This is a genomic window from Achromobacter animicus (assembly GCF_040775605.1).
Classification (GTDB): domain Bacteria; phylum Pseudomonadota; class Gammaproteobacteria; order Burkholderiales; family Burkholderiaceae_B; genus Achromobacter; species Achromobacter animicus.
In genome coordinates, this window is record NZ_JAYGJK010000001.1 from 4,547,544 (window position 1) to 4,573,713 (window position 26,170).

Annotated in this window: 22 protein-coding genes and 3 rRNA genes; 10 read left to right on the forward strand and 15 right to left on the reverse strand. The window is 61.6% G+C overall.

The window, feature by feature from the left end:
- Positions 1-42: 42 nt before the first annotated feature.
- Positions 43-912 carry a LysR family transcriptional regulator gene (locus tag AB3147_RS20780; protein ID WP_218344329.1) on the reverse strand — a complete coding sequence of 290 codons (870 nt, stop codon included), beginning with the start codon at positions 910-912 and terminating at the stop codon, positions 43-45.
- Between the two features lie 118 nt (positions 913-1,030).
- On the opposite strand from AB3147_RS20780, the gene AB3147_RS20785 reads away from it, so the two are divergent.
- A complete protein-coding gene (locus AB3147_RS20785) occupies positions 1,031-2,428 on the forward strand; it encodes an MFS transporter (protein WP_367352864.1) in 1,398 nt (465 codons plus the stop codon).
- Between the two features lie 20 nt (positions 2,429-2,448).
- Here the strand turns inward: AB3147_RS20785 and AB3147_RS20790 are convergent, their stop codons facing one another.
- On the reverse strand, positions 2,449-3,075 hold the full coding sequence (locus AB3147_RS20790) for a hypothetical protein (RefSeq protein WP_367352865.1): 627 nt from the start codon (positions 3,073-3,075) through the stop codon (positions 2,449-2,451).
- Positions 3,076-3,184: 109 nt separating this feature from the next.
- Here AB3147_RS20790 and AB3147_RS20795 point away from each other — a divergent pair, with 109 nt between their 5' ends.
- The 3 genes from AB3147_RS20795 to AB3147_RS20805 all read left to right on the forward strand — a co-directional run bounded on the left by AB3147_RS20795 (position 3,185) and on the right by AB3147_RS20805 (position 5,448).
- The gene (locus tag AB3147_RS20795) at positions 3,185-4,255 is read left to right on the forward strand and encodes a 3-hydroxyacyl-CoA dehydrogenase NAD-binding domain-containing protein (protein WP_367352866.1); all 1,071 of its coding nucleotides are present in this window, start codon (positions 3,185-3,187) and stop codon (positions 4,253-4,255) included.
- Between the two features lie 477 nt (positions 4,256-4,732).
- Positions 4,733-5,005, forward strand: a complete 273-nt coding sequence (locus AB3147_RS20800; protein WP_175139369.1) for a GNAT family N-acetyltransferase — start codon at positions 4,733-4,735, stop codon at positions 5,003-5,005.
- Positions 5,006-5,043: 38 nt separating this feature from the next.
- On the forward strand, positions 5,044-5,448 hold the full coding sequence (locus AB3147_RS20805; protein ID WP_175139370.1) for a YchJ family protein: 405 nt from the start codon (positions 5,044-5,046) through the stop codon (positions 5,446-5,448).
- A 23-nt stretch (positions 5,449-5,471) separates the two neighbouring features.
- Here AB3147_RS20805 and AB3147_RS20810 read toward each other — a convergent pair whose 3' ends face one another.
- Positions 5,472-6,341: a LysR substrate-binding domain-containing protein gene (locus AB3147_RS20810; protein WP_367352867.1), complete on the reverse strand. Its 870-nt coding sequence runs from the start codon at positions 6,339-6,341 to the stop codon at positions 5,472-5,474.
- Positions 6,342-6,492: 151 nt separating this feature from the next.
- Here AB3147_RS20810 and AB3147_RS20815 point away from each other — a divergent pair, with 151 nt between their 5' ends.
- Positions 6,493-7,203: a haloacid dehalogenase type II gene (locus AB3147_RS20815; RefSeq protein WP_367352868.1), complete on the forward strand. Its 711-nt coding sequence runs from the start codon at positions 6,493-6,495 to the stop codon at positions 7,201-7,203.
- A gap of 30 nt (positions 7,204-7,233) precedes the next feature.
- A complete protein-coding gene (locus AB3147_RS20820) occupies positions 7,234-7,974 on the forward strand; it encodes an aldolase (protein WP_175125186.1) in 741 nt (246 codons plus the stop codon).
- A 245-nt stretch (positions 7,975-8,219) separates the two neighbouring features.
- Here the strand turns inward: AB3147_RS20820 and rrf are convergent.
- From rrf to AB3147_RS20840, 4 genes are all read right to left on the reverse strand, one after another.
- Positions 8,220-8,332: ribosomal RNA gene (gene rrf, locus AB3147_RS20825) — 5S ribosomal RNA — on the reverse strand.
- Positions 8,333-8,536: 204 nt separating this feature from the next.
- Positions 8,537-11,421, reverse strand: a 23S ribosomal RNA gene (locus tag AB3147_RS20830).
- A 343-nt stretch (positions 11,422-11,764) separates the two neighbouring features.
- Positions 11,765-13,295, reverse strand: a 16S ribosomal RNA gene (locus AB3147_RS20835).
- Together the 16S, 23S and 5S rRNA genes form the textbook arrangement of a ribosomal RNA operon.
- Before the next feature lie 829 nt (positions 13,296-14,124).
- Entirely contained in the window at positions 14,125-14,340 is a 216-nt protein-coding gene (locus AB3147_RS20840) for an isoleucyl-tRNA synthetase (RefSeq protein WP_367352869.1), read from the reverse strand.
- 289 nt (positions 14,341-14,629) lie between these two features.
- Between AB3147_RS20840 and AB3147_RS20845 the strand changes: the two genes are divergently transcribed.
- Complete coding sequence (locus AB3147_RS20845; RefSeq protein WP_175138309.1) at positions 14,630-15,553, forward strand: LysR substrate-binding domain-containing protein; 924 nt, start codon at positions 14,630-14,632, stop codon at positions 15,551-15,553.
- Positions 15,554-15,708: 155 nt separating this feature from the next.
- Here AB3147_RS20845 and AB3147_RS20850 read toward each other — a convergent pair whose 3' ends face one another.
- Positions 15,709-17,226: an acetyl-CoA hydrolase/transferase family protein gene (locus tag AB3147_RS20850; protein WP_218343226.1), complete on the reverse strand. Its 1,518-nt coding sequence runs from the start codon at positions 17,224-17,226 to the stop codon at positions 15,709-15,711.
- A 247-nt stretch (positions 17,227-17,473) separates the two neighbouring features.
- Here AB3147_RS20850 and AB3147_RS20855 point away from each other — a divergent pair, with 247 nt between their 5' ends.
- Together AB3147_RS20855 and AB3147_RS20860 are read left to right on the forward strand one after the other, a co-directional pair.
- Complete coding sequence (locus tag AB3147_RS20855) at positions 17,474-18,400, forward strand: LysR family transcriptional regulator (RefSeq protein ID WP_239215380.1); 927 nt, start codon at positions 17,474-17,476, stop codon at positions 18,398-18,400.
- 227 nt (positions 18,401-18,627) lie between these two features.
- Positions 18,628-21,042 (forward strand): DUF3772 domain-containing protein, encoded by a 2,415-nt coding sequence (locus AB3147_RS20860; RefSeq protein ID WP_367352870.1) that lies wholly within the window; start codon positions 18,628-18,630, stop codon positions 21,040-21,042.
- Between the two features lie 22 nt (positions 21,043-21,064).
- Here AB3147_RS20860 and AB3147_RS20865 read toward each other — a convergent pair whose 3' ends face one another.
- From AB3147_RS20865 to AB3147_RS20875, 3 genes are all read right to left on the reverse strand, one after another.
- On the reverse strand, positions 21,065-21,757 hold the full coding sequence (locus AB3147_RS20865; protein WP_367352871.1) for a hypothetical protein: 693 nt from the start codon (positions 21,755-21,757) through the stop codon (positions 21,065-21,067).
- 44 nt (positions 21,758-21,801) lie between these two features.
- Positions 21,802-22,278, reverse strand: a complete 477-nt coding sequence (locus AB3147_RS20870) for a hypothetical protein (protein ID WP_175126015.1) — start codon at positions 22,276-22,278, stop codon at positions 21,802-21,804.
- A gap of 337 nt (positions 22,279-22,615) precedes the next feature.
- Positions 22,616-23,014 (reverse strand): hypothetical protein, encoded by a 399-nt coding sequence (locus tag AB3147_RS20875; protein ID WP_367352872.1) that lies wholly within the window; start codon positions 23,012-23,014, stop codon positions 22,616-22,618.
- Positions 23,015-23,088: 74 nt separating this feature from the next.
- Here AB3147_RS20875 and AB3147_RS20880 point away from each other — a divergent pair, with 74 nt between their 5' ends.
- A complete protein-coding gene (locus AB3147_RS20880) occupies positions 23,089-23,379 on the forward strand; it encodes an antibiotic biosynthesis monooxygenase family protein (RefSeq protein ID WP_056570634.1) in 291 nt (96 codons plus the stop codon).
- A gap of 38 nt (positions 23,380-23,417) precedes the next feature.
- Here AB3147_RS20880 and AB3147_RS20885 read toward each other — a convergent pair whose 3' ends face one another.
- The 4 genes from AB3147_RS20885 to AB3147_RS20900 all read right to left on the reverse strand — a co-directional run bounded on the left by AB3147_RS20885 (position 23,418) and on the right by AB3147_RS20900 (position 26,092).
- A complete protein-coding gene (locus tag AB3147_RS20885) occupies positions 23,418-23,774 on the reverse strand; it encodes a nucleotide pyrophosphohydrolase (RefSeq protein WP_367352873.1) in 357 nt (118 codons plus the stop codon).
- A 27-nt stretch (positions 23,775-23,801) separates the two neighbouring features.
- Positions 23,802-24,413 carry a 3'-5' exonuclease gene (locus AB3147_RS20890; protein ID WP_367352874.1) on the reverse strand — a complete coding sequence of 204 codons (612 nt, stop codon included), beginning with the start codon at positions 24,411-24,413 and terminating at the stop codon, positions 23,802-23,804.
- 4 nt (positions 24,414-24,417) lie between these two features.
- Positions 24,418-24,642 carry a DUF1653 domain-containing protein gene (locus tag AB3147_RS20895; RefSeq protein WP_056570982.1) on the reverse strand — a complete coding sequence of 75 codons (225 nt, stop codon included), beginning with the start codon at positions 24,640-24,642 and terminating at the stop codon, positions 24,418-24,420.
- A 106-nt stretch (positions 24,643-24,748) separates the two neighbouring features.
- Complete coding sequence (locus AB3147_RS20900; RefSeq protein ID WP_218343221.1) at positions 24,749-26,092, reverse strand: methyl-accepting chemotaxis protein; 1,344 nt, start codon at positions 26,090-26,092, stop codon at positions 24,749-24,751.
- Positions 26,093-26,170 lie beyond the last annotated feature (78 nt).

Sequence of the window (26,170 nt, forward strand, 5' to 3'; positions counted from 1 at the left end):
CCTTAGCGCCAGTCTCGCCGCTCCACAACCCTCGGCTTGCCGCTAATTGCTCTCTTCGAAGACGTCGACAATCGCGTCCGCCACCGCCCTCACGCGCGCGGTGCGGTTCAGGTCGCCATGCATCACCAGCCACAGGTCATAGGCCTCGCTGCGGGCTGGCCAGATCCGCACCAGTTCGGGATGGTCCGGCGCCATGTGGGTCGGCAACTCGCCGATGCCCAGTCCCGCCACCACCGCGTCGATGATCATCAGCCCGGAATTCACCTCGACGCCGATGCGGCCGTTGCGGGTGGGCTCGCCGCATAGCGAGTCCGACCAGCCGGGCAGCACGGCCTGCTGATACGCGATCAAGGTGTGCCCCGCGAACGCGGTGCCGGGCCTGGGTTCACCATGCGCGGCCAGGTACGCCCGCGACGCGTACAACCCCACCTCCTTGCGCGCCAGATGGCGATGGATCAGGTCGGGGTTGTCGGGCTTGATGTTGCGGATGGCCAGATCGGCCTCGCGGCGCGTCAGATTGCTGATCTGAATGCCGGTGGACAGCACCACGCGGATATCCGGGTGCTCGGCATGGACCCGCTTGATGGCTTCCATGATGAAGTAGCGGGCCACTGTTTCCGAAGTCGCTACCCGGACGACGCCGGACAGTCGGTGATCCAGCCCCTGCATCTGGCGTTGAAGCTGGTCAGCCGCCTGCTCCATGCGCTCGGCGGCGGCAAAGGCCAGCTCGCCCGCCGCCGTCGGCACGTACCCGCCGGGCGTGCGCAGGAAAAGTCGCGCGTCCAACGACGCTTCCAATGCGGCCAAACGCCGGCCGGCAGTGGCCTGGTCGATCTGCAGAACCGCCGCAGCGCCGCGCAGCGTCCCCACGCGGTGGATCGCCAGAAATATCCGTGCGTTATCCCAATCCATTTCAAGCCCTTGATGCAATTCTGCATGACTATAAAGCAGTAATTCGGCTTTTTTGCATCAAAGGATCCGCCTAAGCTTTGCCCTCTCCGCGCGTTGCGCCATCAGAAAGAAACTTGCCATGTCCTCCGCCTGCCGCCCCGTCGTTTCAATGGACGTGCCGTCCGCTTCCTCCACGGGATGGGTGCCTTTGCTCACCCTGGCCGTCGGCTTCGTCATGGCCATGCTCGACGTGACGGTGGTCAATGTCGCAATCCCCAGCATCGCGCTCCAGTTCACCGTGCCGCTCACGGACCTCGTCTGGATCGTCGACGGCTACACCCTGACCTTCGCCGCGTTGCTTCTGGTTGCCGGCGCGCTGGCCGACCGCTATGGCGCCAAGACGCTCTACCTGACCGGGCTGGGCGTGTTCACCGCCGCGTCCCTGCTTTGCGGGCTGGCGCCGAACGCCGACATGCTGATCGCGGCGCGGATGCTGCAGGGCGTTGGCGCGGCGCTCTTCATGCCCAGCTCGCTCAGCCTGCTCACGCACGCCTATGCCGACGAAAACGTGCGCAACCGCATGCTGGCCGCATGGTCAGCCATTGTGGCCGTCGCTGGCGCATCCGGACCGTTGCTTGGCGGCGCGCTCATCCACCAGTTCGGCTGGCGCAGCATCTTCCTCATCAACATCCCGCTGGGTCTGGCCGGCCTGTGGCTCGCCCGCCGCCGCATCGCAACCGCGCCGCGGCGTCCCCGCGCGCTCAACCCCTTGAGCCACCTGCTCGGCGTCGTCGCGCTGTCTTCCCTGTGCTTCGTCCTGATCCAGGGCAACGCGTATGGCTGGGCTTCCCCGTCGATCGCTGCCACGGCGCTGCTGAGCCTGGCTGCGTCGGCGGTGCTCGTGCACCGCGAACGCCGGCACGCCCAGCCCATCATCCCGCGTGCGCTCTTCGCCACCCGTCAATTCGCCGCCGCCAACGGCGTGGGCTTTCTCATCAACCTCGCCTCATATGGCCAGTTGTTCCTGCTGAGCCTGTTCCTGCAACACGCGCGCGGCGCCGATGCGTTGCAGACGGGCATCGAACTCGTGCCGATGCTGGCGGTGTTCTCCATCGGCAATCTCATCTCGGGCCGCGTGTCGTCGCGGTGGAGCGTGTCGGCCTCGCTGCTGGGCGGCGTCTCGCTCGCGGCGGTGATGAGTGCCATCGGCATCGCCACCTTTACACCCGGCGTCGCCTACTGGCCCTTCGCCGTTGTCGTCGCCCTGGCCAACCTGGGCGTCGGCATCGCCGTGCCTGCGATGACCAGCATCGTCATGCAGGTCTCCGGCAGCCAGCACGCCAACAGCGCGGCCGCAGCTCTTAATGCCAATCGCCAATCCGGCGCGTTGGTCGGCGTTGCAGTCATGGGCACCATCCTGCATCTTTTGCCGGACTGGCATGCCAGCCTGCCCGCGGCCTACAGCGTGATCACGGTCAGCTACGTCATCACCGTCGTGCTGACCGTGCGCTTCCTGCGCCGCGCCCGCAACGCCTGAGCGCGCGGCGGTATCTTGCTTTAGCCGCCCGCCAGAATCGCGACGCCGCGCCCAGCGTAGAACCTGTCGAAATCAGACAGCGGCAGCTCCACGTCCGCTTGCGAACCCGGCTCGCCCGACGGGTTGTGAAACCTCACAGACGTGGGCGTGGCGCGCGTCACCAGCACCAGATGTCCGCCTTTTTTCGGTGGTTCCCTGTCGGGCCATCGAATCCAGGGGTGGACCGACGCCATGAAGAAATCCGACTGCGCCATCAGACCCGGCAGGTCCGACGCGGGCAGATCGACGCACACCTGCGCATGCAAACCGAAAACGTCGGCGACATATCGCACGAACGGCGCATAGATCAGGCCCTTGATGTTTCCGTCCGCTTCCTCGATGTAGGCGCCATACGGCAAGCTGCCGCGGGCGAGCGCCAAAGTCGGATGGACGCGCCCCGTCCGTGCCGCCAACACCATCTTCAGACACGCCATTCCGCAGACATGGCCGGCCCAGCGCACATACTCGTCCAAATCTCGTGCGCCGGAATCGCGCCATGCGGGGTCGTGCGCCAGATCCAGCTCCTTGCGAATGATTTCGCCCGCCCGATGCGCGGACTCCCATTGGCAGAAATACGGAACGGTTTCGCGCGCGGGCGTCGGACTCATGCAAGGCTCCCGAGAGGTCGGAAAGCCCTTATGTTGCCGCCGCACTGCCCGCGTGGCAACGGCCCTTGCTTTGCTTCACAATGCACCAAACCCAACAAAGGAGACCTGCATGTCCAGCATTGCGCCGTCTAGTTCTGCTTCGTCCGGTTCTGTTTCGTCCGGTTCTGCTTCGTCCGGTCTTGCTTCGTCCAGCTCTGTCTCGCCCGGTCCTGTTTCGTCCAGTTCCGTTCCATCCAATTCTATTTCGTCCAGCCCCGGCCCCATCCGCCGCGTCGCCATCGTCGGCGCCGGCACCATCGGCGCCAGTTGGGCCGCGTTGTTCCTCGCGCACGGACTGGAAGTCGTCGTCAGCGACCCCGGCCCGCATGCACAGGCCCAGACCCTTGCCCGCGTGCAGGTGGCATGGCCGGTCCTGGCCGAGCTCGGCCACGTGCGCCCCGGCGCCACCGCCGACGCGTTGCGCTTCGACCCCGACCTGCAAACCGCCCTGGCTGGCGTCGACTTCGTCCAGGAAAACGCGCCCGAGCGCGAAGATTTCAAAACCGACCTCTTCGCCCGCATCGACGCCATCCTGCCCCCGCACGTCATCGTCGCTTCCAGTTCGTCCGGCCTCATCATGAGCCGTCTGCAATCGCGCTGCCGCCATCCCCAGCGTTTCGTGATCGGCCACCCCTTCAATCCGCCCCACCTCATTCCGCTGGTCGAAGTCGTCGGCGGCGACCAGACCTCCGCCGACACGATGGACCGCGCTATCGACTTCTACCGCAGCATGGGCAAACACCCCATCCGGCTGAACAAGGAAGTCCCGGGCCACATCGCCAACCGCCTGCAAGCCGCCCTATGGCGAGAGGCCATCCACCTGGCCGCCGAAAACGTCGCCAGCGTCGCGGACATCGACGCCGCCGTCTCCCAAGGCCCCGGCCTGCGCTGGGCCCTGTTCGGCCCCCACATGACGTTCAACCTGGGCGGCGGCGAAGGCGGCCTCGCCCACTTCATGCACCACTTGCTAGGACCCGTGCAGACCTGGTGGGATGACCTGGGCACCCCCGAGGTCACGCCAGCACTGCAACAACGCCTGATAGAAGGCGTTAACGCCGAGGCCGGCCACCAAAGCATCGCAGACCTCGTCGAAGCCCGCGACGCGCAACTCACTGCACTGATCAAAGTGTTGCACCGGTGAGACCCTCGGAAAGGGACGCCGGGGAGTTCAGTTCGGCGGCGCTATCATCGGGGAGTTCGACATCGAACGTCGGCAGCCAAAGCCAATCCAAGCGCCGCACGGCGGGGCCATTGAGGGTGCGCCGCGATTTATGTACGAAGCCGATATTGGAAAATCTTGCTCAAACTTCATGCGCAAGGGGCTGGCGCGCTTTTGCGCCGGCATGCTTTTCCGCGGCATGCTTTTCCACCGGCACGCTTTTCCACCGACATGCTTTTCCACCGGCATGCTTTTCCACCGGCAAGCTTCTCCACCGGCGACGCTATTTCTCCGGCGACGCCTCTCCACCAGCGACGCTTTGCGCAGGTCCGAAACTTGCTCCGCTTATAAGTGCCTGATCGTGAGACGGGTGCCTGGTCGTGAGACGGGAATCTGCTCTCGGCAAGAAGTGCATTCTCTATCCGACCGTCTTCGTCACCACCGAAGGAGTTTTCTCGAATGATTTCCGTAATTCACGACACCGACCGTTCCCGCTTCACCGCCACCGTCGACGGCGTACTCTGCGTCCTGGACTATCAGCTCGAAAACGGCGCCATGGCCATCACGCACACGGGCGTGCCCAGTGCGGTCGGCGGCCGCGGCATCGCCGCCGAACTGACCCGCCAGGCACTGCTCACCGCGCGCGAAAACGGCTGGAAGGTCCGCCCCTACTGCTCCTACGCCGACGCCTACATCCGCCGACATCCCGAATACACTGACCTGTTGGCGTAATCCTCTCTCGCAAGACAACTCACTTCAACTCCCCCGCCGTGCCGAAGCAAACAAGTCACACCAAAGCGCCTTGCCCCTGCGGCAGTCCTCGTTCCTACGCCGACTGCTGCGGCCGCTGGCACGACGGCCCGCAATCGCTTCAAGCCCCCACTGCCGAAGCCCTCATGCGCTCGCGATACAGCGCCTTCGTGCTGGACAAGCTGCCCTACCTGCTGGCCACTTGGCATCCCACCACGCGCCCCGCGTCACTCGAGTCTAATTCGCCCGGTTTGAAATGGCTTGGCCTGCAGATCAAGGCCGCAGCCGACCAGGACGCCGAACACGCCACCGTCGAATTCGTAGCCAGAAGCCGCCTGGACGGCCGCGCCAGCCGCATGCACGAGACCAGCCGCTTCGTGCGCGAGAACGGACAATGGTTCTACCTCGACGGCGACGTGCGCTGATCCCACGCCGCTAATTGCCAGCGTTAAGACGCGCCCGGTGCCAAGTCCCCGTCAATGGCCTGCTTCAGCGCATCCAGCAGATCGATCCCGACGGCGCCAAGCCCGCGCGCGTCGCCCACGATCGCCAGCTCGGTCGGCGGCACATCGGCAAATCCGTCTGCAGCGGCCAGTTCAACGTGCGTCTCCAGCCGCGCCGAGGTCGGCAACAGACTGATCCCCAACCCCGCCGCGACCGCTGCCTGCACGCCGGCCAGACTATGGCTGTGGTACGCGATATGCCACGGCTGCCCCGCGCTTTCGAGCGCATAGATCATCCGCTTGCGATACACACATCCCTGCGGAAATAGGACCAACGGCACCACCGCTGCCTTCTCATTGCGCTGTCGACCGCCCACCCACACCAGGCGTTCCGGCCATGCCGCAATGCAAGGACCATCGCCGGGCTCCCGCTTGACAAGCGCCAGCTCCAGCTCGCCGGACGCCAGCCCGGCGCGAAGATCCGCGCTCATGCCGCTAAGCGTTTCCAACCGCACCTGCGCGTGGCGCGCGGCAAATTCCGCCAGCAGCACCGTCAACCGCGACACATCGAAGTCCTCCGGCACACCCAGCCGTATCACCCGCGCGGTCCGCGGCGCTGACAACACGTGCTCCGCCTCCCCTGCGATCGCCAGCAAGCGTCGCGCATAGGCCAACATCAGCTCGCCGTCCTCGGTTGCCGACACATTGCCGCCGGCACGGTCCCGAAGCAGCAACGTCTTGCCTACGCTCTGCTCAAGCTTGCGCACCTGCTGACTGACGGTCGATTGCGTGCGATGCACCCGGCTGGCGGCACGGGTGAAACTGCCTTCGTCCACGACGCAGACCAGCGTCTTCAATAGTTCAAGATCCAGCATCCGGTTCAACTCGTATTGGACAGCGCCCGCCATGACCTTCACACAGGATAGGCTTATTTAGCAATCAACTGAGTGCGCAATTTTTATTAATTTTACAACTGCGCCACCAGAATCTTACGCTGTAGATTCCACCATTGCTGAAGGAACCGACATGCCCCTCGATCACACTCGACCCCAATGGCTCACCTTTGACTGCTACGGCACGCTCATTCAATGGGACGAAGGCCTGCAGGCCGCAGTGGCAAAGATCCTCGAGGCCCACCCCGGGTCCACGCCACGGCCCTCCGCTGCGCAGTTCCTGCATGAATACGACGATCACGAGCACCGCCTCGAGCGCTCCCCGCCCTACCGCAACTTCGCTGACGTAACCCGCGAATCGTTGCGGCTCACCATGGCGCATTTTGGCCTTCCGTACCGGCCCGAAGACGCAACGATGCTCACGAGCAGCATATCCCGCATGCCACCGTTTCCCGAGGTCGTCGACACGCTCGCCAAGCTCAAGCAAGCCGGTTTCCGCCTTTGCATCATTTCCAACACGGACGACGCCATCATCGCCGGCAACGTCGCCCAACTGGGCGGCCATATCGACCGCGTCATCACGGCTGAGCAGGCCCACGCCTACAAGCCGTCACGCGCCATCTTCGCTCACGCCCATCAAGCGCTGGGGGTCACCGCAGCAGACGTCGTGCACATCTGCGCCAGCCCGCACCTGGACCTCGTCGCGGCCCGGGACATCGGCTTCCGATGCGTCTGGATCGACCGCGGCACCGGCCGCAAGCCCTTGCCTGACTACCGCCCTGAAGCTACCGTAGCAACTCTGGATCGTGTGCCTGACCTGTTCCGCGACGCCGGCTGGCTCTGATCCCCCTCTCATCTTTTTTTGAAGGTTGCCATGAACCAGGAACCCGGTTTCGCCGACGCTCTCTTCCATGCCGATCCCGTAACCGCCCTGCGCACGGATCTGGCGCTGGCACTACGTGCGGCGGCAGCTCACGGCTTGGGCGAAGGCGTCTGCAACCACTTCAGCGTCGCGTTGCCCGGCGACCCCGATCATTTCCTTCTCAACCCTCGAGGCCTGATGTGGAACGAGGTCCAGGCGGAAGACATCGTGCTCGTCGACGCGTATGGCAACAAACTCGCCGGCCGGCACGAGGTCGAACCGACAGCCATGTTCATCCACGCTGCGATCCATCGCATCGCGGGCAAGGCCTGTGTGCTGCACACCCACATGCCCTACGCCACCGCGCTCACCCTTACTTCCGATCGCGGTCTGGACACCACCCTGTCCCAGAACGCCATGCGCTTCCATGGCCGGCTTGCCATCGACGCGGAATACAACGGACTCGCGTTGGACGTGACCGAAGGCGAACGCATCGCCCACGCCATGCAGGGCGCCGACATCGTCTTTTTGGGCAATCATGGCGTCGTTGTCTGCGGGGAACGACTCGATTACGCGTACGACGACCTCTTCTTCCTCGAACGCGCCTGCACCGCGCAGGTCCTCGCACAATCCACCGGGCGTCCACTCGAACCCGTCAACGCGGAAATCGCAGCGAAGGTCGCCGCACAGATTCAAAGCGAACGCCTGCAGTCCGAGCTGTTCTTCGAAGCCCTGCGCCGCCAGCTCCCCTAACCTCGAAAACATCGAACCAAACAAAAACCCCTCGCGGCGCCAGCCGCGAGGGGTTTCTTAATTAAAGCGACATACCAAGGAGGTTTGAGGCCAGCAGCGCATAGCCGCGCCCCGCGCCCGACCTGCTTCGGTTGTCAGGCATAGGCACCGCTCGCCACGCGCCGGCGATGCAGCTGGGCACTTATTCCCGTCGCCACAAAGACAAAACCCCGCAGGGGATACCTGCGGGGTTTTGCGCAATAAAAGCCTGACGATGACCTACTTTCACAGACGTCCGTCCACTATCATCGGCGCAAAGGCGTTTCACTGTCCTGTTCGGGATGGGAAGGAGTGGTACCACCTTGCTATGGTCGTCAGGCGTAACTGGTTGAGCGGCTGCGGTTCAGGCAACTGCTCCAATCTTGGAAGAAGCGCAACGTGTGGCGATCAGAGCGTTAGGGCTCGATGATCGACGCACAGTGGGGTGTAATTGTGTTGGCTGGCTGCTGACGGTGCAGCCAGTATTTTGTATTGAACGACACTTGGAACGCTATATCACCAGGTCAATAACCATCAGTGTTATAGGATCAAGCCTCACGGGCAATTAGTATCGGTTAGCTTAACGCATTACTGCGCTTCCACACCCGACCTATCAACGTCCTGGTCTCGAACGACCCTTCAGGGGGATCAAGTCCCCGGGATACCTAATCTTCAGACGAGTTTCCCGCTTAGATGCCTTCAGCGGTTATCTCTTCCGTACTTAGCTACCCGGCAATGCCATTGGCATGACAACCGGTACACCAGAGGTACGTCCACTCCGGTCCTCTCGTACTAGGAGCAGGCTCCGTCAAGTATCCAACGCCCACGGCAGATAGGGACCAAACTGTCTCACGACGTTTTAAACCCAGCTCACGTACCTCTTTAAATGGCGAACAGCCATACCCTTGGGACCGGCTACAGCCCCAGGATGAGATGAGCCGACATCGAGGTGCCAAACACCGCCGTCGATATGAACTCTTGGGCGGTATCAGCCTGTTATCCCCAGAGTACCTTTTATCCGTTGAGCGATGGCCCTTCCATTCAGAACCACCGGATCACTATGTCCTGCTTTCGCACCTGTTCGACTTGTCAGTCTCACAGTCAAGCACGCTTATGCCATTGCACTATCAGCACGATTTCCGACCGTACCTAGCGTACCTTCGAACTCCTCCGTTACACTTTGGGAGGAGACCGCCCCAGTCAAACTGCCCACCATGCACTGTCCCCGATCCGGATAACGGACCAAGGTTAGAACCGCAAACAAACCAGGGTGGTATTTCAAGGATGGCTCCACGTGATCTAGCGACCACGCTTCAAAGCCTCCCACCTATCCTACACAGGCCGGTTCACAGTCCAATGCAAAGCTACAGTAAAGGTTCATGGGGTCTTTCCGTCTAGCCGCGGGTAGATTGCATCATCACAAACACTTCAACTTCGCTGAGTCTCAGGAGGAGACAGTGTGGCCATCGTTACGCCATTCGTGCAGGTCGGAACTTACCCGACAAGGAATTTCGCTACCTTAGGACCGTTATAGTTACGGCCGCCGTTTACCGGGGCTTCGATCAAGAGCTTGCACCCCATCACTTAACCTTCCGGCACCGGGCAGGCGTCACACCCTATACGTCGACTTTCGTCTTTGCAGAGTGCTGTGTTTTTAATAAACAGTCGCAGCCACCGATTCTCTGCGACCCCATCATGCTAAGCGCGCAGGCGCTTCACACTACCGGGGTATACCTTCTCCCGAAGTTACGGTATCAATTTGCCGAGTTCCTTCTCCTGAGTTCTCTCAAGCGCCTTGGAATATTCATCCCGTCCACCTGTGTCGGTTTGCGGTACGGTCTCGTACAGCTGAAGCTTAGAGGCTTTTCTTGGAACCACTTCCGATCACTTCGCAAGCAATGCTCGCTCGTGCCATACCCTTGATTTACGCGCCCGGATTTGCCTAAGCGCCATCTTCGATACAGCAACAGGGACATCCAACACCCTGATGATTTTCCGCGATCCGTCCCCCCATCGCACTGTACGACGGTGCTGGAATATTAACCAGCTTCCCATCAGCTACGCATCTCTGCCTCGCCTTAGGGGCCGACTCACCCTGCGCCGATGAACGTTGCGCAGGAAACCTTGGACTTACGGCGAGGGGGCTTTTCACCCCCTTTATCGCTACTCATGTCAGCATTCGCACTTCTGATACCTCCAGCAGCCTTTACAAGCCACCTTCGCAGGCTTACAGAACGCTCTCCTACCGCGTGCACTAAAAGTGCACACCCGCAGCTTCGGTTTATCGCTTAGCCCCGTTACATCTTCCGCGCAGGACGACTCGATCAGTGAGCTATTACGCTTTCTTTAAAGGATGGCTGCTTCTAAGCCAACCTCCTGACTGTCTATGCCTTCCCACTTCGTTTCCCACTTAGCGATAATTTGGGACCTTAGCTGGCGGTCTGGGTTGTTTCCCTCTTGAGTCCGGACGTTAGCACCCGGTGCTCTGTCTCCCAAGCTGTACTTGCGGGTATTCGGAGTTTGCCATAGTTTGGTAAGTCGCCATGACCCCCTAGCTATAACAGTGCTCTACCCCCCGCAGTAATACTTGAGGCACTACCTAAATAGTTTTCGGAGAGAACCAGCTATTTCCAGATTTGTTTAGCCTTTCACCCCTATCCACAGCTCATCCCCTAATTTTTCAACATTAGTGGGTTCGGTCCTCCAGCACGTGTTACCGTGCCTTCAACCTGGCCATGGATAGATCATCTGGTTTCGGGTCTACACCCAGCGACTAATTCGCCCTGTTCGGACTCGCTTTCGCTACGGCTTCCCTATTCGGTTAACCTTGCCACTGAATGTAAGTCGCTGACCCATTATACAAAAGGTACGCAGTCACCCCACAAGGAGGCTCCTACTGTTTGTATGCATACGGTTTCAGGATCTATTTCACTCCCCTTCCGGGGTTCTTTTCGCCTTTCCCTCACGGTACTGGTTCACTATCGGTCGATCACGAGTATTTAGCCTTGGAGGATGGTCCCCCCATCTTCAAACAGGATTTCACGTGTCCCGCCCTACTTGTCTTACGCTTAGTTCCACACACAGAATTTCGTCTACAGGGCTATCACCTGCTACGGCCGGACTTTCCATTCCGTTCGACTATCCTGCGTGCTAAAACGTAAAGGCTCATCCGATTTCGCTCGCCACTACTTTCGGAATCTCGGTTGATTTCTTTTCCTCGAGCTACTGAGATGTTTCAGTTCACCCGGTTCGCTTCCACTAGCCTATGTATTCAGCTAGGGATACTGCATTGCTGCAGTGGGTTTCCCCATTCGGATATCTGCGGATCAAAGCTTGTTTGCCAGCTCCCCGCAGCTTTTCGCAGGCTACTACGTCCTTCATCGCCTGTGATCGCCAAGGCATCCACCATATGCACTTAGTCGCTTGATCCTATAACGCTGTAGGCTATAGGACCTGAGTATTAGCGTTTGTGCCGTTCATAAGTTTCAAAGCAGTCTGAGGCTTATCACCCCAGTCTTGAGAACTTGGAACAAAAAATAATGCAATCACAACCCGTGCCCATCTTCATCAGCAACGCTGATTACTTGATGAACACATTTTCGTTGTGCTTCTTCCAGATTGTTAAAGAACAAATGTAGCTGTTGGGTAAAACCCAACTGATAGCGCTGCAAGCAGCGCTATCAGTTAGTTTCTACGCTGCGCCAAACCAATGACGCCAGCTACAACAAACAACCGATAAGAGTGGACGCTTAACACGAGCACGTAAGCTCTGAAAGGAGGTGATCCAGCCGCACCTTCCGATACGGCTACCTTGTTACGACTTCACCCCAGTCATGAATCCTACCGTGGTAATCGCCCTCCTTGCGGTTAGGCTAACTACTTCTGGTAAAACCCACTCCCATGGTGTGACGGGCGGTGTGTACAAGACCCGGGAACGTATTCACCGCGACATGCTGATCCGCGATTACTAGCGATTCCGACTTCACGCAGTCGAGTTGCAGACTGCGATCCGGACTACGATCGGGTTTCTGGGATTGGCTCCCCCTCGCGGGTTGGCGACCCTCTGTCCCGACCATTGTATGACGTGTGAAGCCCTACCCATAAGGGCCATGAGGACTTGACGTCATCCCCACCTTCCTCCGGTTTGTCACCGGCAGTCTCATTAGAGTGCCCTTTCGTAGCAACTAATGACAAGGGTTGCGCTCGTTGCGGGACTTAACCCAACATCTCACGACACGAGCTGACGACAGCCATGCAGCACCTGTGTTCCGGTTCTCTTGCGAGCACTGCCAAATCTCTTCGGCATTCCAGACATGTCAAGGGTAGGTAAGGTTTTTCGCGTTGCATCGAATTAATCCACATCATCCACCGCTTGTGCGGGTCCCCGTCAATTCCTTTGAGTTTTAATCTTGCGACCGTACTCCCCAGGCGGTCAACTTCACGCGTTAGCTGCGCTACCAAGGCCCGAAGGCCCCAACAGCTAGTTGACATCGTTTAGGGCGTGGACTACCAGGGTATCTAATCCTGTTTGCTCCCCACGCTTTCGTGCATGAGCGTCAGTGTTATCCCAGGAGGCTGCCTTCGCCATCGGTGTTCCTCCGCATATCTACGCATTTCACTGCTACACGCGGAATTCCACCTCCCTCTGACACACTCTAGCTCGGTAGTTAAAAATGCAGTTCCAAAGTTAAGCTCTGGGATTTCACATCTTTCTTTCCGAACCGCCTGCGCACGCTTTACGCCCAGTAATTCCGATTAACGCTTGCACCCTACGTATTACCGCGGCTGCTGGCACGTAGTTAGCCGGTGCTTATTCTGCAGGTACCGTCAGTTTCGCGGGGTATTAACCCGCGACGTTTCTTTCCTGCCAAAAGTGCTTTACAACCCGAAGGCCTTCATCGCACACGCGGGATGGCTGGATCAGGGTTTCCCCCATTGTCCAAAATTCCCCACTGCTGCCTCCCGTAGGAGTCTGGGCCGTGTCTCAGTCCCAGTGTGGCTGGTCGTCCTCTCAAACCAGCTACGGATCGTCGCCTTGGTGAGCCGTTACCCCACCAACTAGCTAATCCGATATCGGCCGCTCTAATAGTGCAAGGTCTTGCGATCCCCTGCTTTCCCCCGTAGGGCGTATGCGGTATTAGCTACGCTTTCGCGTAGTTATCCCCCGCTACTAGGCACGTTCCGATACATTACTCACCCGTTCGCCACTCGCCACCAGACCGAAGTCCGTGCTGCCGTTCGACTTGCATGTGTAAGGCATCCCGCTAGCGTTCAATCTGAGCCAGGATCAAACTCTTCAGTTTAATCTCTGTATTTGTTTCGTATTCTTGGTCCGGATAAATCCAAACCAGGTCATACGTCGCTACTCAAAGGAAGTGAGGTATGTTCTTAAACTTGACGTCTAAGGTACTTCACTTCTAGTGAGCACTTGATTTCTTGTGCTTGCGATCTAGGCCGAAACCCAAACCGCTGCACTCGCATCAAGCGCCCACACTTATCGGTTGTTTAATTGTTAAAGAGCGATACTGCTAAATTCTGTACTACTGGTTTCTGCTTTCAACTTCGACCAACTTCGCTTTCGCGTCGTCGCTGTCGTTGCAGCAGAGAAACGAGATTATGAAGAAGTTTTTATCGCTTGTCAAGTCAGCTTCGCATTTTTGCTTTGCTTTCTCGCTGCGACCTCTTCAGGTCTAGCCAGGACTTTCGTCCTGCCCTAGCAGCTGTCGAAACATCAGGGTAAACCCTAATTTTTCAGCAACTGCCAAGCCCAAGACTATAGCACAATTTTTGCAGACCTTGCAACTGGCTTCTGCCTAATTTGCATCGATCTTTGCAATAACCGCGGAGCGCTCATTTCTGATTGCCGTTGCGGCAGGTGTTGCCGGGATGCCCCGCCTCGCCTGTTGCACTTGCTTGGCTTCGCGTCTCAAAAACTGTGTGAGCTGCGAAGGAGCGAGACTATAGCACAGAATTTTGCGCTGTCATGAGGGTGTCGCAAATTATGTTGCTCTCTCTGGAGAGGCGAGCTTGGCGCTGTATATATAGACGCTCTATATATATACGCGCCGCAAGTGGACGTATCCCCGAGCCCTCGGGCAGGATTTCCGCGGCTCGCGGCTGCTCCATCCCGGACTACCAACGGATGTAATCAATGTGGCGAAGCCGGGAAAGTTCGCGCCTCACGCTGGCTTCGTTGATCAGCCATGTGGGTGCGCCCACGTCGCTGAGCAGGTGCGGCTCCATGTCCTGGGCCAGGTTGCGCATCCGCGCCGTGTTGCGCCAAGCGCGATAGGCGTGCCAAATGCGCGTGAGGAAGCTGCGGTCCGGCGCTTGCGCGGCCTCCAACACGGCAGGCGCTGCAGGGAGTGCGGGCGATAGCCCGAGGGGTGCAGAACGCGAAGGTATGGGCGCGACGGGTATGGACGCGACCGTTACGGCCGTGACAGGTCCGGCCGTGGGCAGGGGTCCGCGGGGCGTGCCGACCAAGGAAGACGTGGGTATGAGAGGTTGCGCGGTCATAACGGGCTCCTTTTGTTCCGTTTTGGTAAGCGTAAGCGCCCAAAGACCCGCTGAAAATCGAATTGTTTTGGCCTTTTCGGTAAGCTACGATGACCAATATTTCTTGAATAGGCCTGCCATGCGGTTGCCGCTGAATACCCTTCCCGCTTTTCGCGTTGTTGCGGAACTGCAGAACCTGCGCGCCGCCGCTGAGCGGCTGCACTTGACGCACAGCGCCGTGAGCCAGCAAATCAAGGTGCTTGAAGAGCAAATTGGCTTTCCGCTTTTCGAGCGTAGCGGCCGTGGCATCGTGTTGAACTCGGCCGGTGCGGCGTTGCTGTGCAGCGTGCAGGGCGCCATGGCGTTGCTCGACGAAGGGCTGATGGCGGCGAACGCGGCCGCGAGCGGGCGCGAACAACGGTTGCGCGTGTCGGTATTGCCATCGTTTGCGCAGCGCTGGCTGTTGCCGCGCATGGCGCGGTGGCGCGCCCGGCATCCGGAACTGGCATTGGAGATCGAGACTTCCCAGCAGGTGGTCGATCTGGCGCGGGACGGATTCCATGCCGCGCTTCGGATCGGGCAAGGGCCGTGGGCCGGGGTGGAGTCAGAGCCGCTGTTTGATGTGCCGCTGCCGCTCATCGTGTTGGCGTCGCCTGAGACGTTGGCGGCCCTGCCCGACAATTCGCCCGAAACGCTGGCGCGGCAGCCTTTGCTCGGTGAGCGCGAGCTTTGGCAGCATTGGTTCACGGCGGCCGGTTTTCCGACGCCGGTCACGCCCGTGGCTTCCTTCAATGATGCGGGGATGATGCTGCAGGCTGCCGAGCAGGGTTTGGGCATCACGCTTGGCCGTGAACTGCTGGCGGCCGACGCGCTTTGTGCAGGGCGGCTAGTACAGGTGTCGCCCGTGCGCGTGCATTACGAACTGGGGCAGACCTACCACCTGGTGTACCGGCCGAGCTTGCGGGATTGGGCGCCGCTGAATGCGTTCAAGCAATGGCTGCGCGACGAGCTGGAAATGTCGCGCCAGACGCTTGTGACATCGAAGCCCGAGGACGAAAGCTAGGTCTCAGGCGAAAAAAAAGGTAAAGCGGCGTACAGCTGCTTTACCTTGACCAAAACGCGGCGCCCCGCAGGACGTTGCCTGGAACAGCCTGGTTTCGCTTCGCTCGAAATCCCAGGCGGACGCCGCGACGGCGGCAGTCAATCTTCAATCCCGCTTCAGGCCGCTTTGCGCGCCGATGCCACGACGGGCTGCATCGAGTCGGTTTCATTGAACCGCTGGTGCCAGGAGAACGCTTCTTCCAGCAGATGCGGCGTCTGGCCGCCACGGGCGCAAGCCCGATCGAAATAGTCTTGTAGCGCGTCGCGGTACGACGGATGCACGCAGTTCTGAATGATGGCGCGGGCGCGCTCACGTGGCGCAAGGCCGCGCAGATCCGCCAGACCGCATTCCGTGACGAGCACGTCAACGTCGTGCTCCGTGTGGTCGACGTGGGACACCATTGGCACCACGCTGGAGATGTCGCCGTTCTTGGCCATCGACTTGGACACGAAGATCGCAAGATGGGCGTTGCGGGCGAAGTCGCCTGAGCCGCCGATGCCGTTCATCATGTGCGTGCCGCCAACGTGTGTGGAGTTCACGTTGCCGTAGATGTCGAATTCCAGCGCCGTGTTGATGGCGATGATGCCCAGGCGCCGCACGATCTCGGGTGCGTTGCTGATTTCTTGCGGACGCAGCACGATGCGCTGGCGGTAGTGCTCCATGTTGGCGAGGATCTTCTCGTACACGGGTTTGGATACGGTGATGGACGACGCCGAGGCGAATGCCAGCTTGCCCTGGTCGAGCAGCTCGATCGCGCTGTCCTGCAGCACTTCGGAGTACATGACCAGGTTCTCAAAATCAGACGATTCGAACCCGTGCAGCACCGCGTTGGCGATGGTGCCGATGCCTGCCTGCAACGGCAGCAGCGCGTTGGTCAGGCGACCAGCATCCACCTCGCCGCGCAGGAATTGGTTGATATGACCTGCAATGGCGTTGGTCTCGGTATCGGGCGGCAGCGCGTTGGAGGGGCTGTCGGGCTCTTGCGTGATGACGATGGCGGCGATCCGGGCAGGATCGACCTCGATGCAGGTCTGACCGATGCGCTGGTCCGCAGACACCAGGCCGATGGGCTGGCGGGCGGGACGGTCGCCGGGAACGTAGATATCGTGCAGGCCTTCGATGGCGGCGGGCACGCTCATGTTCAGTTCCACAATGATCTTGTCGGCCTGCTGCACGAACGATGCTGAGTTGCCTACCGACATGGTCGGCACGATCGCGCCGGATTCCGTGATGGCGGCGGCTTCGATGATGGCCACGTTGATGGGGCCCAGATGGCCCGCACGCAACTGCTCCACCGTTTCGGACAAATGCTGGTCGATGAAGGCGATTTCACCCTGATTGATCTTGCGGCGCAGGGTCGTGTCGACCTGGAACGGCAGACGTCGTGCCAGCGCATTGGCCTGCGCCAGCATCTTGTCGGTGTCGTGGCCGAGTGATGCGCCCGTGATCAACGTGATGGCGAGCGGTTCGCGTTCTGCGCGCGCTGCCAGCGCGGCCGGCACCGACTTACAGTCGCCTGCCCGAGTGAATCCGCTCATTCCGACGGTCATTCCGTCCTGAACCAGTAAGGCGGCCTGTTCGGCTGAAGTGATCCTGGCGTGCAGGTCGGCGTTACGGATCCGGTCGAAAGGCATGGTGTCTCCAAATTCAAAGGCTGGCGGCTTAGGGCCGGGCGTAGCGGCTGGGGTCTGCAGCGCCCGGGCACCGTCTGACGCGGCGTTTCCCGAAGTCCCGAAGGCCGTGGATACGGGCGCCGGGACGATTTTTCGGCAGTATAGGAAGCCGAGGGCAAATCTCGTAATGACTTAAAATCATCCGTTCCAGTCGTTTTTTTCATCATTTGAATTTTTCTCGCGCACGGCGCGGAGGGTCAGCTTTCCCATGGACGTGCGCGCATTGCGGTATTTCGTGGAAACCGTCAGGCATGCCAGCTTCACGCAGGCGGCCAAGGCGCTGTTCGTCACGCAGTCCACAGTCAGCAAGATGATCCGACAACTGGAAGAAGAAGCCGGCACGCCGCTTCTGATCCGCGACGGGCACACCGCCCGCCCTACCGATACCGGCCGGGTCATGTACCAGCGTGGCCTTCAAGTGCTGGAGACGATGCGCCAACTGTCAGAGGAAATGCGCCAGACCGCGGAGCTGGGACGCGGGGCTCTCGAGGTCGGTATCCCGCCCATGATCAATCTGCTGTTCACGCCAGTTGTGAAGCGGTTCCGCGAATTGCATCCCGGCATCCACCTGACCCTGCGCGAAGGCACGGGCCAGGCGGTCGAAAACCTGGTGGCCAGCGGCGAACTGGAGGTCGGCGCCACCATCCTGCCTGTCGCCCCCGACGGCGGTCTGGCCGCGCAGGCGTTTGGCAGCTATCCGATCTGGGTGATCGGGCCGCCAGACGCGCCGTGGGCCGGAAAGACATCGCTGCCGCTGAGCGCGCTGCGCGAGGCGCGGCTGCTGATCCCCACCGACGACTTCGCAATCACCCGGCGGTTGCGGCAGGCGTTTGCCGATGCGGGCCTGCAGCCCAGCATCGCGGCGCAAAGCGCGCATTGGGATTTTCTGGTGGCAATGGCCTCGGCAGGACTTGGCGTGGCCCTCTTGCCCGAACCGCTGATGCAGCGGATGAAGACCCGCGGCCTGAGTACCGCGAAGCTTGCGAAGTCGGGCATCCAGTGGGAGGTTGGCCATATCTGGCTGCAGTCCGGCTACCTGTCGTTTGCCGCGCGTGCATGGTTGCAGGTCTGCGACGCGGTGCTGGGCAAGCCTCGCACGCGGGCTGCACAGGCGTCCGGACGCCAGTTGAAGTGAATCCAAACGTTCGGCTGGTAAACAGGCGTTGCGACGGCCGTCATGGCCGGTCGGCATGCTGATCTGGCCGGCCGAATCCGGCCCCAATTTCCCGGCCCGCTAGCGAGGTCAAGCCCACGAACTAGCACCTCTAAAAATACAGGGACGCAACACCAGTTTTTGTTGCAACGGGTGTGGCGGCGGCTTGTTATGCTGCCGCCTCCACGCGAGCAACTCGCCCCAAAAACATGATCCCGACCACGCCCACTCAGCCCTTTCGCGCCCGCCTCGCCCGCGCGCCCAACCTGGCGGCGCTGCTTGCTGCGCTGCTGCTGGTCTTCTGCTTCCTGCCCGCCTTTGCGGCGCCGCCCGCTGCCCCCGCCGACACCGAAGCCGTTCTGAGTGCGGCCCGCAAGCAGATTGACGAGATCCGCAAGCGGGTCCCCGACGAAACGGACGACGCCGTGCTGCTCAAGCAGCGGGGCGAGGCGCTGGACATCCAGTCCAAGGCGGACGCTGCAACTGAAGCGCTGACGCCGCAACTGGCCAGCGTGACCGCACGCCTGAGCGAACTGGGCACGCCGCCGGACGGCGCGAAGGAAGCGCCGGATGTGGCGGCGCAGCGCGCCCAGCTGGAAAAGAACAGCCGCGCGCTGGACGCGCAGATCAAGTTGGCGCGGCTGCTGTCAGTGGATGCCGGCCAGACGGCTGAACAGATTTCAGCCCAGCGGCGCAAGCAGTTTCAGGCACGCTTGGGCGAGCGTCGCGACTCCTTCCTGTCGGGCCAGTTCTGGGCCGAATTCCGCCAGGAGTTTCCCCGGGATCTGGAACGGCTTGAAGCGTTACGCGACGACCTGTCCACCGCCGTGGGACAAACGCCGAAATGGGGTTGGCTGCTGCTGACGGTCGTTGCCGGTCTGGCAATTGCACTGCGCGTCTGGGTTGGCCGGTATCTGCTGCGGCTCACGGCAACCCGAGTGCCGCCCGGACGGCTGCGCCGATCGTTTCTGGCGGTGGCCCTCGTGGCGCTTTCGGTCGCCACGCCTGGCGTGATCGCCTTGCTCATCCAGACCGGCCTGGACTGGAGATCGCAACTGTCGGACAGCACCGATTCGCTCCTGACTAACTTGGTAGCCACAGTCTGCTTCGGCGGCTTCGTGTCGGGGATGGGCTACGCCTTGCTGTCCACCAATCGTCCGTCCTGGCGCCTGCCGCCGGTCAGCGACATCGTGGCGAACCGGCTGCGCTGGCTTCCTGGCACGCTGGGCGTGCTGGTGGTCCTGATCTGGCTCGCGGAACGGTTGCCCGTCCTGCTGGACGCCAGCCTGACCACGACCATCACCCTGACCGGCATCGTGGGCGTGCTGAGCATGGCGTTGCTTGCCGCCGTGCTGTTCATCGGCCGCCGCCTGCGCCGCCAGGTCATGCAGGACAGCGAAGCGCCGATTCCGCTCTGGGTCTCGCTGATGCTGGCCGCCATCTGGACGGTGCTGATCGTCAGCTTCGCCAGCCTGCTGCTCGGCTACGTGGCGTTCGGCAGCTTCCTGGTCAAGCAGGTGTTGTGGGTGCTGATCGTGCTGGCGTCGGCCTACCTGGCCTCGACGCTGGTCGAGGACGGTTTCAGCACCTTGTTGGGCACGGCGCACCGCGAAGGCGGTGAAGGCGAAGGGCCCAGCATGCGCGATCAGGCCGCGGTGCTGCTGTCCGGACTGGGTCGCGTGGCCATCGCGCTGCTTGCCATCATTCTGGTGTTGGCGCCGTTCGGCGAAGCGCCGATGGATCTGGTGCAGCGCTTTGACCAGCTCCGCAAGGGCCTGGCCATCGGCGAGGCGCAGATCCGGCCCGGCGCCGTGCTGCAGGCATTGATCGTGCTGGCGCTGTCGCTGCTGGGCGTGAAGATGCTCAAGCGCTGGCTATCCAACCGCTATCTGCCCACCACGGAGCTGGACCCGGGCATGCAGTTGTCGGCCGCGACGCTGTTTGGGTATGGCGGCTTCGTGCTGGCCGTGGCGTTGTCGCTGTCGGCCGCGGGAATCGGACTGGAGCGGGTCGCGTGGATCGCGAGCGCGCTGTCGGTGGGTATCGGTTTTGGCCTTCAGGCGGTGGTGCAGAACTTCGTGTCGGGCCTGATTTTGCTGGCCGAGCGGCCGGTGAAGGTGGGCGACTGGGTTTCGCTGGGCGGCGTCGAAGGCGACATCCTGCGCATCAATGTGCGCGCCACCGAGATCCAGATGGGAGACCGGTCGACGGTGATCGTGCCCAACTCCGAATTCGTGACGAAAACGGTGCGCAACGTGACGCGGTCCAATCCGCTTGGCTTGGTGCAGATCAAGCTGCCCATGCCATTGTCGACGGATGCCGAGCAGGTGCGTGAACTGATGCTGCAGGCGTTGGCGGATCACGAAGACGTGCTGGAGTCGCCGGCGCCCAACGTCTTCCTGGACGGTATCGACGCAGGCCACCTGATCTTCAATGCAAGGGGCTATGTGTCGTCGCCGCGTGCCGCGTACGGCGTGCGCAGCGCGCTGCTGTTCACGGTGCTCAAGCGCCTGGACGAGGCCAAGCTTGAAGTGTCGTCCCCGCCGACCATGCTGCTCGCGTCGGCGCCGGAACCCGCGCAGGCGCCCGCGCCCGTCGCGGTCCCGCCGCCCGCCACGCCCTGATTGCCGTCATGCACAGGCCGCTTCAACCGGGAGAGTACAGGTCGGCAAACTGTTGCCGCTCCACGCGAGGGTTGCGCAGTGGCGGCGCGGTGAACGCGGCGCTGCGGGCTGACAGCACCGGATAGCCCTGCACTGCCGGCGTTGCCGCCGCTTGCGGCAGCGCCGGCGCCGTGCCTGCAGTCTGGACGGGCGTCTGCGGCGCGACCTGCGCCACGGCGCCGCTGTCGAACCGATGGTCCGCCGTCGTCAGCGCAGGATTGGTGCAGAGCCCCTGCGCCACCAGCGCCGCCTTGGTGCGATCGTCGGTCTGGCACAGGATGTCGATGGCCGCGGTTTCCAGACGCCGGGAGCGATCCGCGTCCTTGGTCGATGCCGCCGCCTGCATCGTGCGCTCGAAGTTGCGGCGCAGACTGCATTTCTGGTCCTCGATCGGAATCGCGACGTTCATCCCGAAACCCACCACGGACCCGCCGCCGCCCGCTGACACCATGCAGCTGTCCGACGAGAACGAGCCGTAGAAGCTCTGGCCGCCAACCGGCGGTGCGCTGCGCAACGTGCTGGTTCCGCTGTTGCTTGAGTTGAGTGTGATGCCCTGGTTGTTGCCCGCGTTGGTCGACCCGGACGATGCCGACGTCGTGGAACTGGACGTGCTGGTCTGCGCCCCCGCCGACATGGCGGCGAGCGACAGGGAGATGACTAGAACGATGCTCTTCATGATGTCCCCTCGCCCGGACGGCCGAAGCCGTCCGGATAATTGGGTCAGCGATTGAACCCAACGACATGGCCCACCGGGCCGACGCCGTGTATCGACCCGAACGCGCCGATGTTTGCCGCGTGGAACGAGCCCGTCGCCGAGGCGCTCGTATCCGTCTTGCCAAACGTTGCGCCGCCGTTGGCGATGCTGTCGCCGACCATGATTGGGGCGTTGCCCGTCACATGCCCGTACGACTCGCTATTGGCGTACTGCCGCGTGCTGGTGACGACTTGCGTGCCGTCGCGGCTGAACGATCCGCCGACTTCCGCGATGCCGCCCGTGCTGCCGAACGACGTCTGGCTCGACGAGCCGTAGCCGTTCACCTGGGTGGCCACCACCGAACTGCCGGTGGAGATGGACGAAGCGGTACCGTTGATGGCGCCGGCGTGACCGGTCACCGAACCGCCGACCTGGCCCGGGCCAGTGGCGTAAGCCGATGCGGCAAACAATGACAACGCGGCGACTGCTGCGAGCTTTTTCATTTGAGCTCCTCATGATCCGTCTGCACGGATGCACAGGTGCCGGAGACCGACCGGCGCGGACCGTTACTACCCAGCAACTGCGCCCTTGCATTCGCAGGGCGTGGGACTTTCGTATTGGTACGGAATGATTGCGCCGTCCTAGGCAGGTCGGTATCGGTTAAACGAACGACCGGGTCTTTCTGGAGGATGGACTCGCGAATTACACAAACCTGAAAGCGGAGATACCGGCTTCGCACGGCCATGCGTATGGATGACGCAATGCGTCCGTCAAGCCCCGCTTGCGGGTGGGTTTCAACTCAAAGGATGGGGCCGCGCGCGTGAGGCTCACGCGTGATATCTAACGCGCCAGGCGTAGCAGCCAGCCGGTCTCGCGGCGCGCCAGCATCAGGTCCACGGCCACCAGCACAAGCAGGAACCCGCATTCGGCCACGTACAGATTGGCAAGCACCTGATAGCTGCCCAGCAGGACAATGCCGGTCACGCCCGCAAGATACGCGGGCCAGGCGGGCGGCAGCCCGGCCGAAACGCCGCTTGTGCGGCGCGACAGGCATAGCCACGCAACGAGCGGCAATCCAAGCATCGACAAAGGAATGTAGATGGCGATGGCAGACAGCAGCACCACAACGCCGAATTGCGTATGCAGGTACAGGGACATCAGGGCAATGATGCCGACGGCGACATACCAGAGCAGGCGGACGGAAATGAGACGAGTCAATGTGACGGCTCGGTGATTCATGAAGCGGGCTGGAATCGAGGTTTTCGGCCATACTACTCCCGCCTTGCCTACCCCCATCAATCGGAGACCAAGCCATGATTCAGGAGATTGCCAGCATCCACGTCCGCGAAGGACAGGAAGCGCTGTTCGAAGCCGGTGTTACCCAGGCGAAGCCGCTTTTTCTGCGCGCCAAGGGCTGCCATGGCATGGAACTGTACCGCAGCATCGAGCAGCCGCAGCGCTACACGCTGGTGGTGGATTGGGAAACGGTCGAAAACCACATGGTGGATTTCCGGGAATCGGCCGACTTCCAGGAATGGCGCAAGCTGGTCGGAGGCTTTTTCGTTGAGCCGCCCCAAGTGCACCACGAGCAAAAAGTGATTTGAACGTTCGGCACCGGTCCAGCGGCTGCGCGGACCGGCGCTTATTCTTCAGGGGGCTCGTTGTATTTGCGAGCGCTGCGCCGGAACACATCGGCGGGATACTTGTTGGCGTTCTTCACCATCTTGCCGGCAACCGCCTGCGCGATATCAATGCCAAGCTGATCCGCCAGGGCCACCAGATACATCTGCACGTCGGCGATCTCGTCCGCGGCGTCCGCAAGCCGGGCGGCCGGCAGATTGCGCGATTCGTCTTCATCCAGCCACTGGAACAACGAGACGAGTTCGCCCGTTTCCCCCGCCAGCGCCATTGCCAGATTCTTGGGCGAATGGAATTGCTGCCATTCGCGTTCAGCCGTGAACTGGCGCACGGCGCGGCGGATTGCTTCCAGGTCTGACATGGGAACTCCCAAAGAAATGGCGCCTCGTTACGCGCAGGCCAGCCGAGCGCTGGCTGCAAGCGCGACCGCGACCGTCGTCCGCACGTCCGCCAACGCCCGGTGGGTCGGCTGCGTGGCGCCGACGTGCCGCGCCAGGATGTCGAGCTTGTGCGACGGCAACTCCGGCCACGCGCGGCGCGCCAACGCCAACGTGCAGTGCGTGGCGTTCGAAAAAGGCAGCCCCGTCTGGTCAGCGGCCGCGCTCAGGAAGCGCCGGTCGAACGAGGCGTTATGGAAGAACACCGGCAGATCCTCGACAAAATCCAGGAACGACGAAAAGGCCTGCGCGACCGGAATGCCGTCGCGATCGACTTCGGCCTGCGTAATGCCGGTGAGACGGGATATGAAGGAAGGGACACGGCCGCAAGTGCGAACGACCTGCGTGTATTCGTTGACGACCGCCCCGCCCTCACCCACTCTGACTGCCGCAAATTCAAGAATTTCACAGCTTGCGGTGGACAGGCCGGTCGTTTCCAGGTCGGCCACGATGAAGGGGCGGCCCAACGCTTCAAGCGCGTGCGTCAAGGCCGCTTGCGCACGCGCCGTGGGACGGGCCGGCGATGCGCTGGCCGCACGCGTGCGCCGATAGAAATACGTCACGCGCTTACTCCGCCGGATGCAGGGCGGCAAACCGGGCCGAACCGTCGGCAAGCTGCCCGAAGAACAGATCGGCCGGGCGCACCCACAGGCCGCGCGCGTGCGGCCAGAGGTGTTCGTACACCACCATGGACTCTTCGGTTTCGGAATGGCGGGCAGTGCCTATGTAGCGGTAAAGGCCACCCTTGTAATGGCGGTGCGTGGCAAGCGCGAGGGCTTCGGATTCAGTCATGGACATCGGGCAAAAGGCGTGGCCCGCGGCGGAAATTGCCCGCGCGGGCCACAGATGATCGGCAATGCCGTCTTTATAGCGCACTCGCGCGCAGATGCCCTGCCCGCTAGGCGGCGCGCAATCGTCTTGTGGGTTCGGCGTGGGTATCGGTGAGATCTTCGGTCACGCCGGCCAGCTTGTCCGATTGCGCCAGCGAAACTTCAACGACCTGCGCCATGATTTCGGTCACGCGGCGAGACGACGCGACGATCCCCTCCATCGTGCCGCCGGCGGACTGGACCTGCACCGCGCCGCCTTCGACCTGCGCCACGGAGGTCGTGATGAGCGCCTTGATTTCCTTCGCGGCCGCCGCGCTGCTTTGTGCAAGATTGCGGACCTCTGATGCCACGACCGCGAAGCCCCTGCCGTGCTCGCCGGCGCGCGCGGCCTCGACGGCCGCGTTCAGCGCAAGGATGTTGGTCTGGAATGCAATGCCGTCCATGACCCCGATGATCTCGGAAATGCGGCGCGAACTGCCCGTGATGGCTTCCATGGTCGTCACCACGTCACGCATCGTATCGCCGCCCGTTTCTGCGATGCGGCTGGCATCCAGGGCGAGGCTGTTGGCCTGTCGCGCGCGTTCGGCGTTTTCGGTCAGGCCCTGCACGGCCACTTGCAGCGTCTGCGCGGCGGTAAAGCGCTTGGTGATGTCGGTAGCGAACTTCACCACCTTGAATGGCCGGCCCTGCGCGTCGAGAATGGGGTTATAGCTGGCTTCGATCCAGACTTGGCGTCCGCCTTTGCCCAACCGCATGTACTGCCCGGTGTCGTGCTCGCCATTGCGCAGCCGGCGCCAGAAATCCTTGTACGCCGTGCTTCGGGCTTCTTCGGGCGGGACAAAGAGGCTGTGATGCCGGCCCAGCACCTCGTCGGCGCGATACCCCACCGCACCAAGAAACAGGTCGTTGGCACGCAGGATGGTGCCGTCGAGATTGAACTCGATGATCGCCTGGACCTTCGAAATTGCCGCGAGCTGCCCTTCGGAATCTGCCTGGCGATTTTGCTGATCGGTGATGTCGGTGGCGTACTTGATCACCTTCACCGGCCGTCCGCGCTTGTCAAAGATAGGGTTGTACGACGCCTGCAGCCAGACGTCCGAGCCATCTTTACGAATCCGCCGATAACGGCCGGAATCATGTGCGCCCTGTCCCAGCCTTTCCCAAAAGGATGCATATTGCGGCGACCCGCGTTCATCGGGATCGATGAACATGCGGTGGTGACGCCCCTGGATTTCTTCGAGCGAATAGCCCGTGGTGTCCAGGAAGTTCTGATTGGCCATCAGGATGTGGCCGTTCAGATCAAACTCAATGACCGCCTGGGATTTGTGAATGGCGTCGATCTGTCCCAGCAGGTCGTTTTTATCGGTACTGCGATATCCACGGATAAAGCGGCCAAGAGTATGCCAAAGCATGGAAACCTCCAGGGTGTGTTTGCCGGCGTGCCTGGTACACGTAATTCTTATGTATCTAATGGAAACTACTTAATCCCA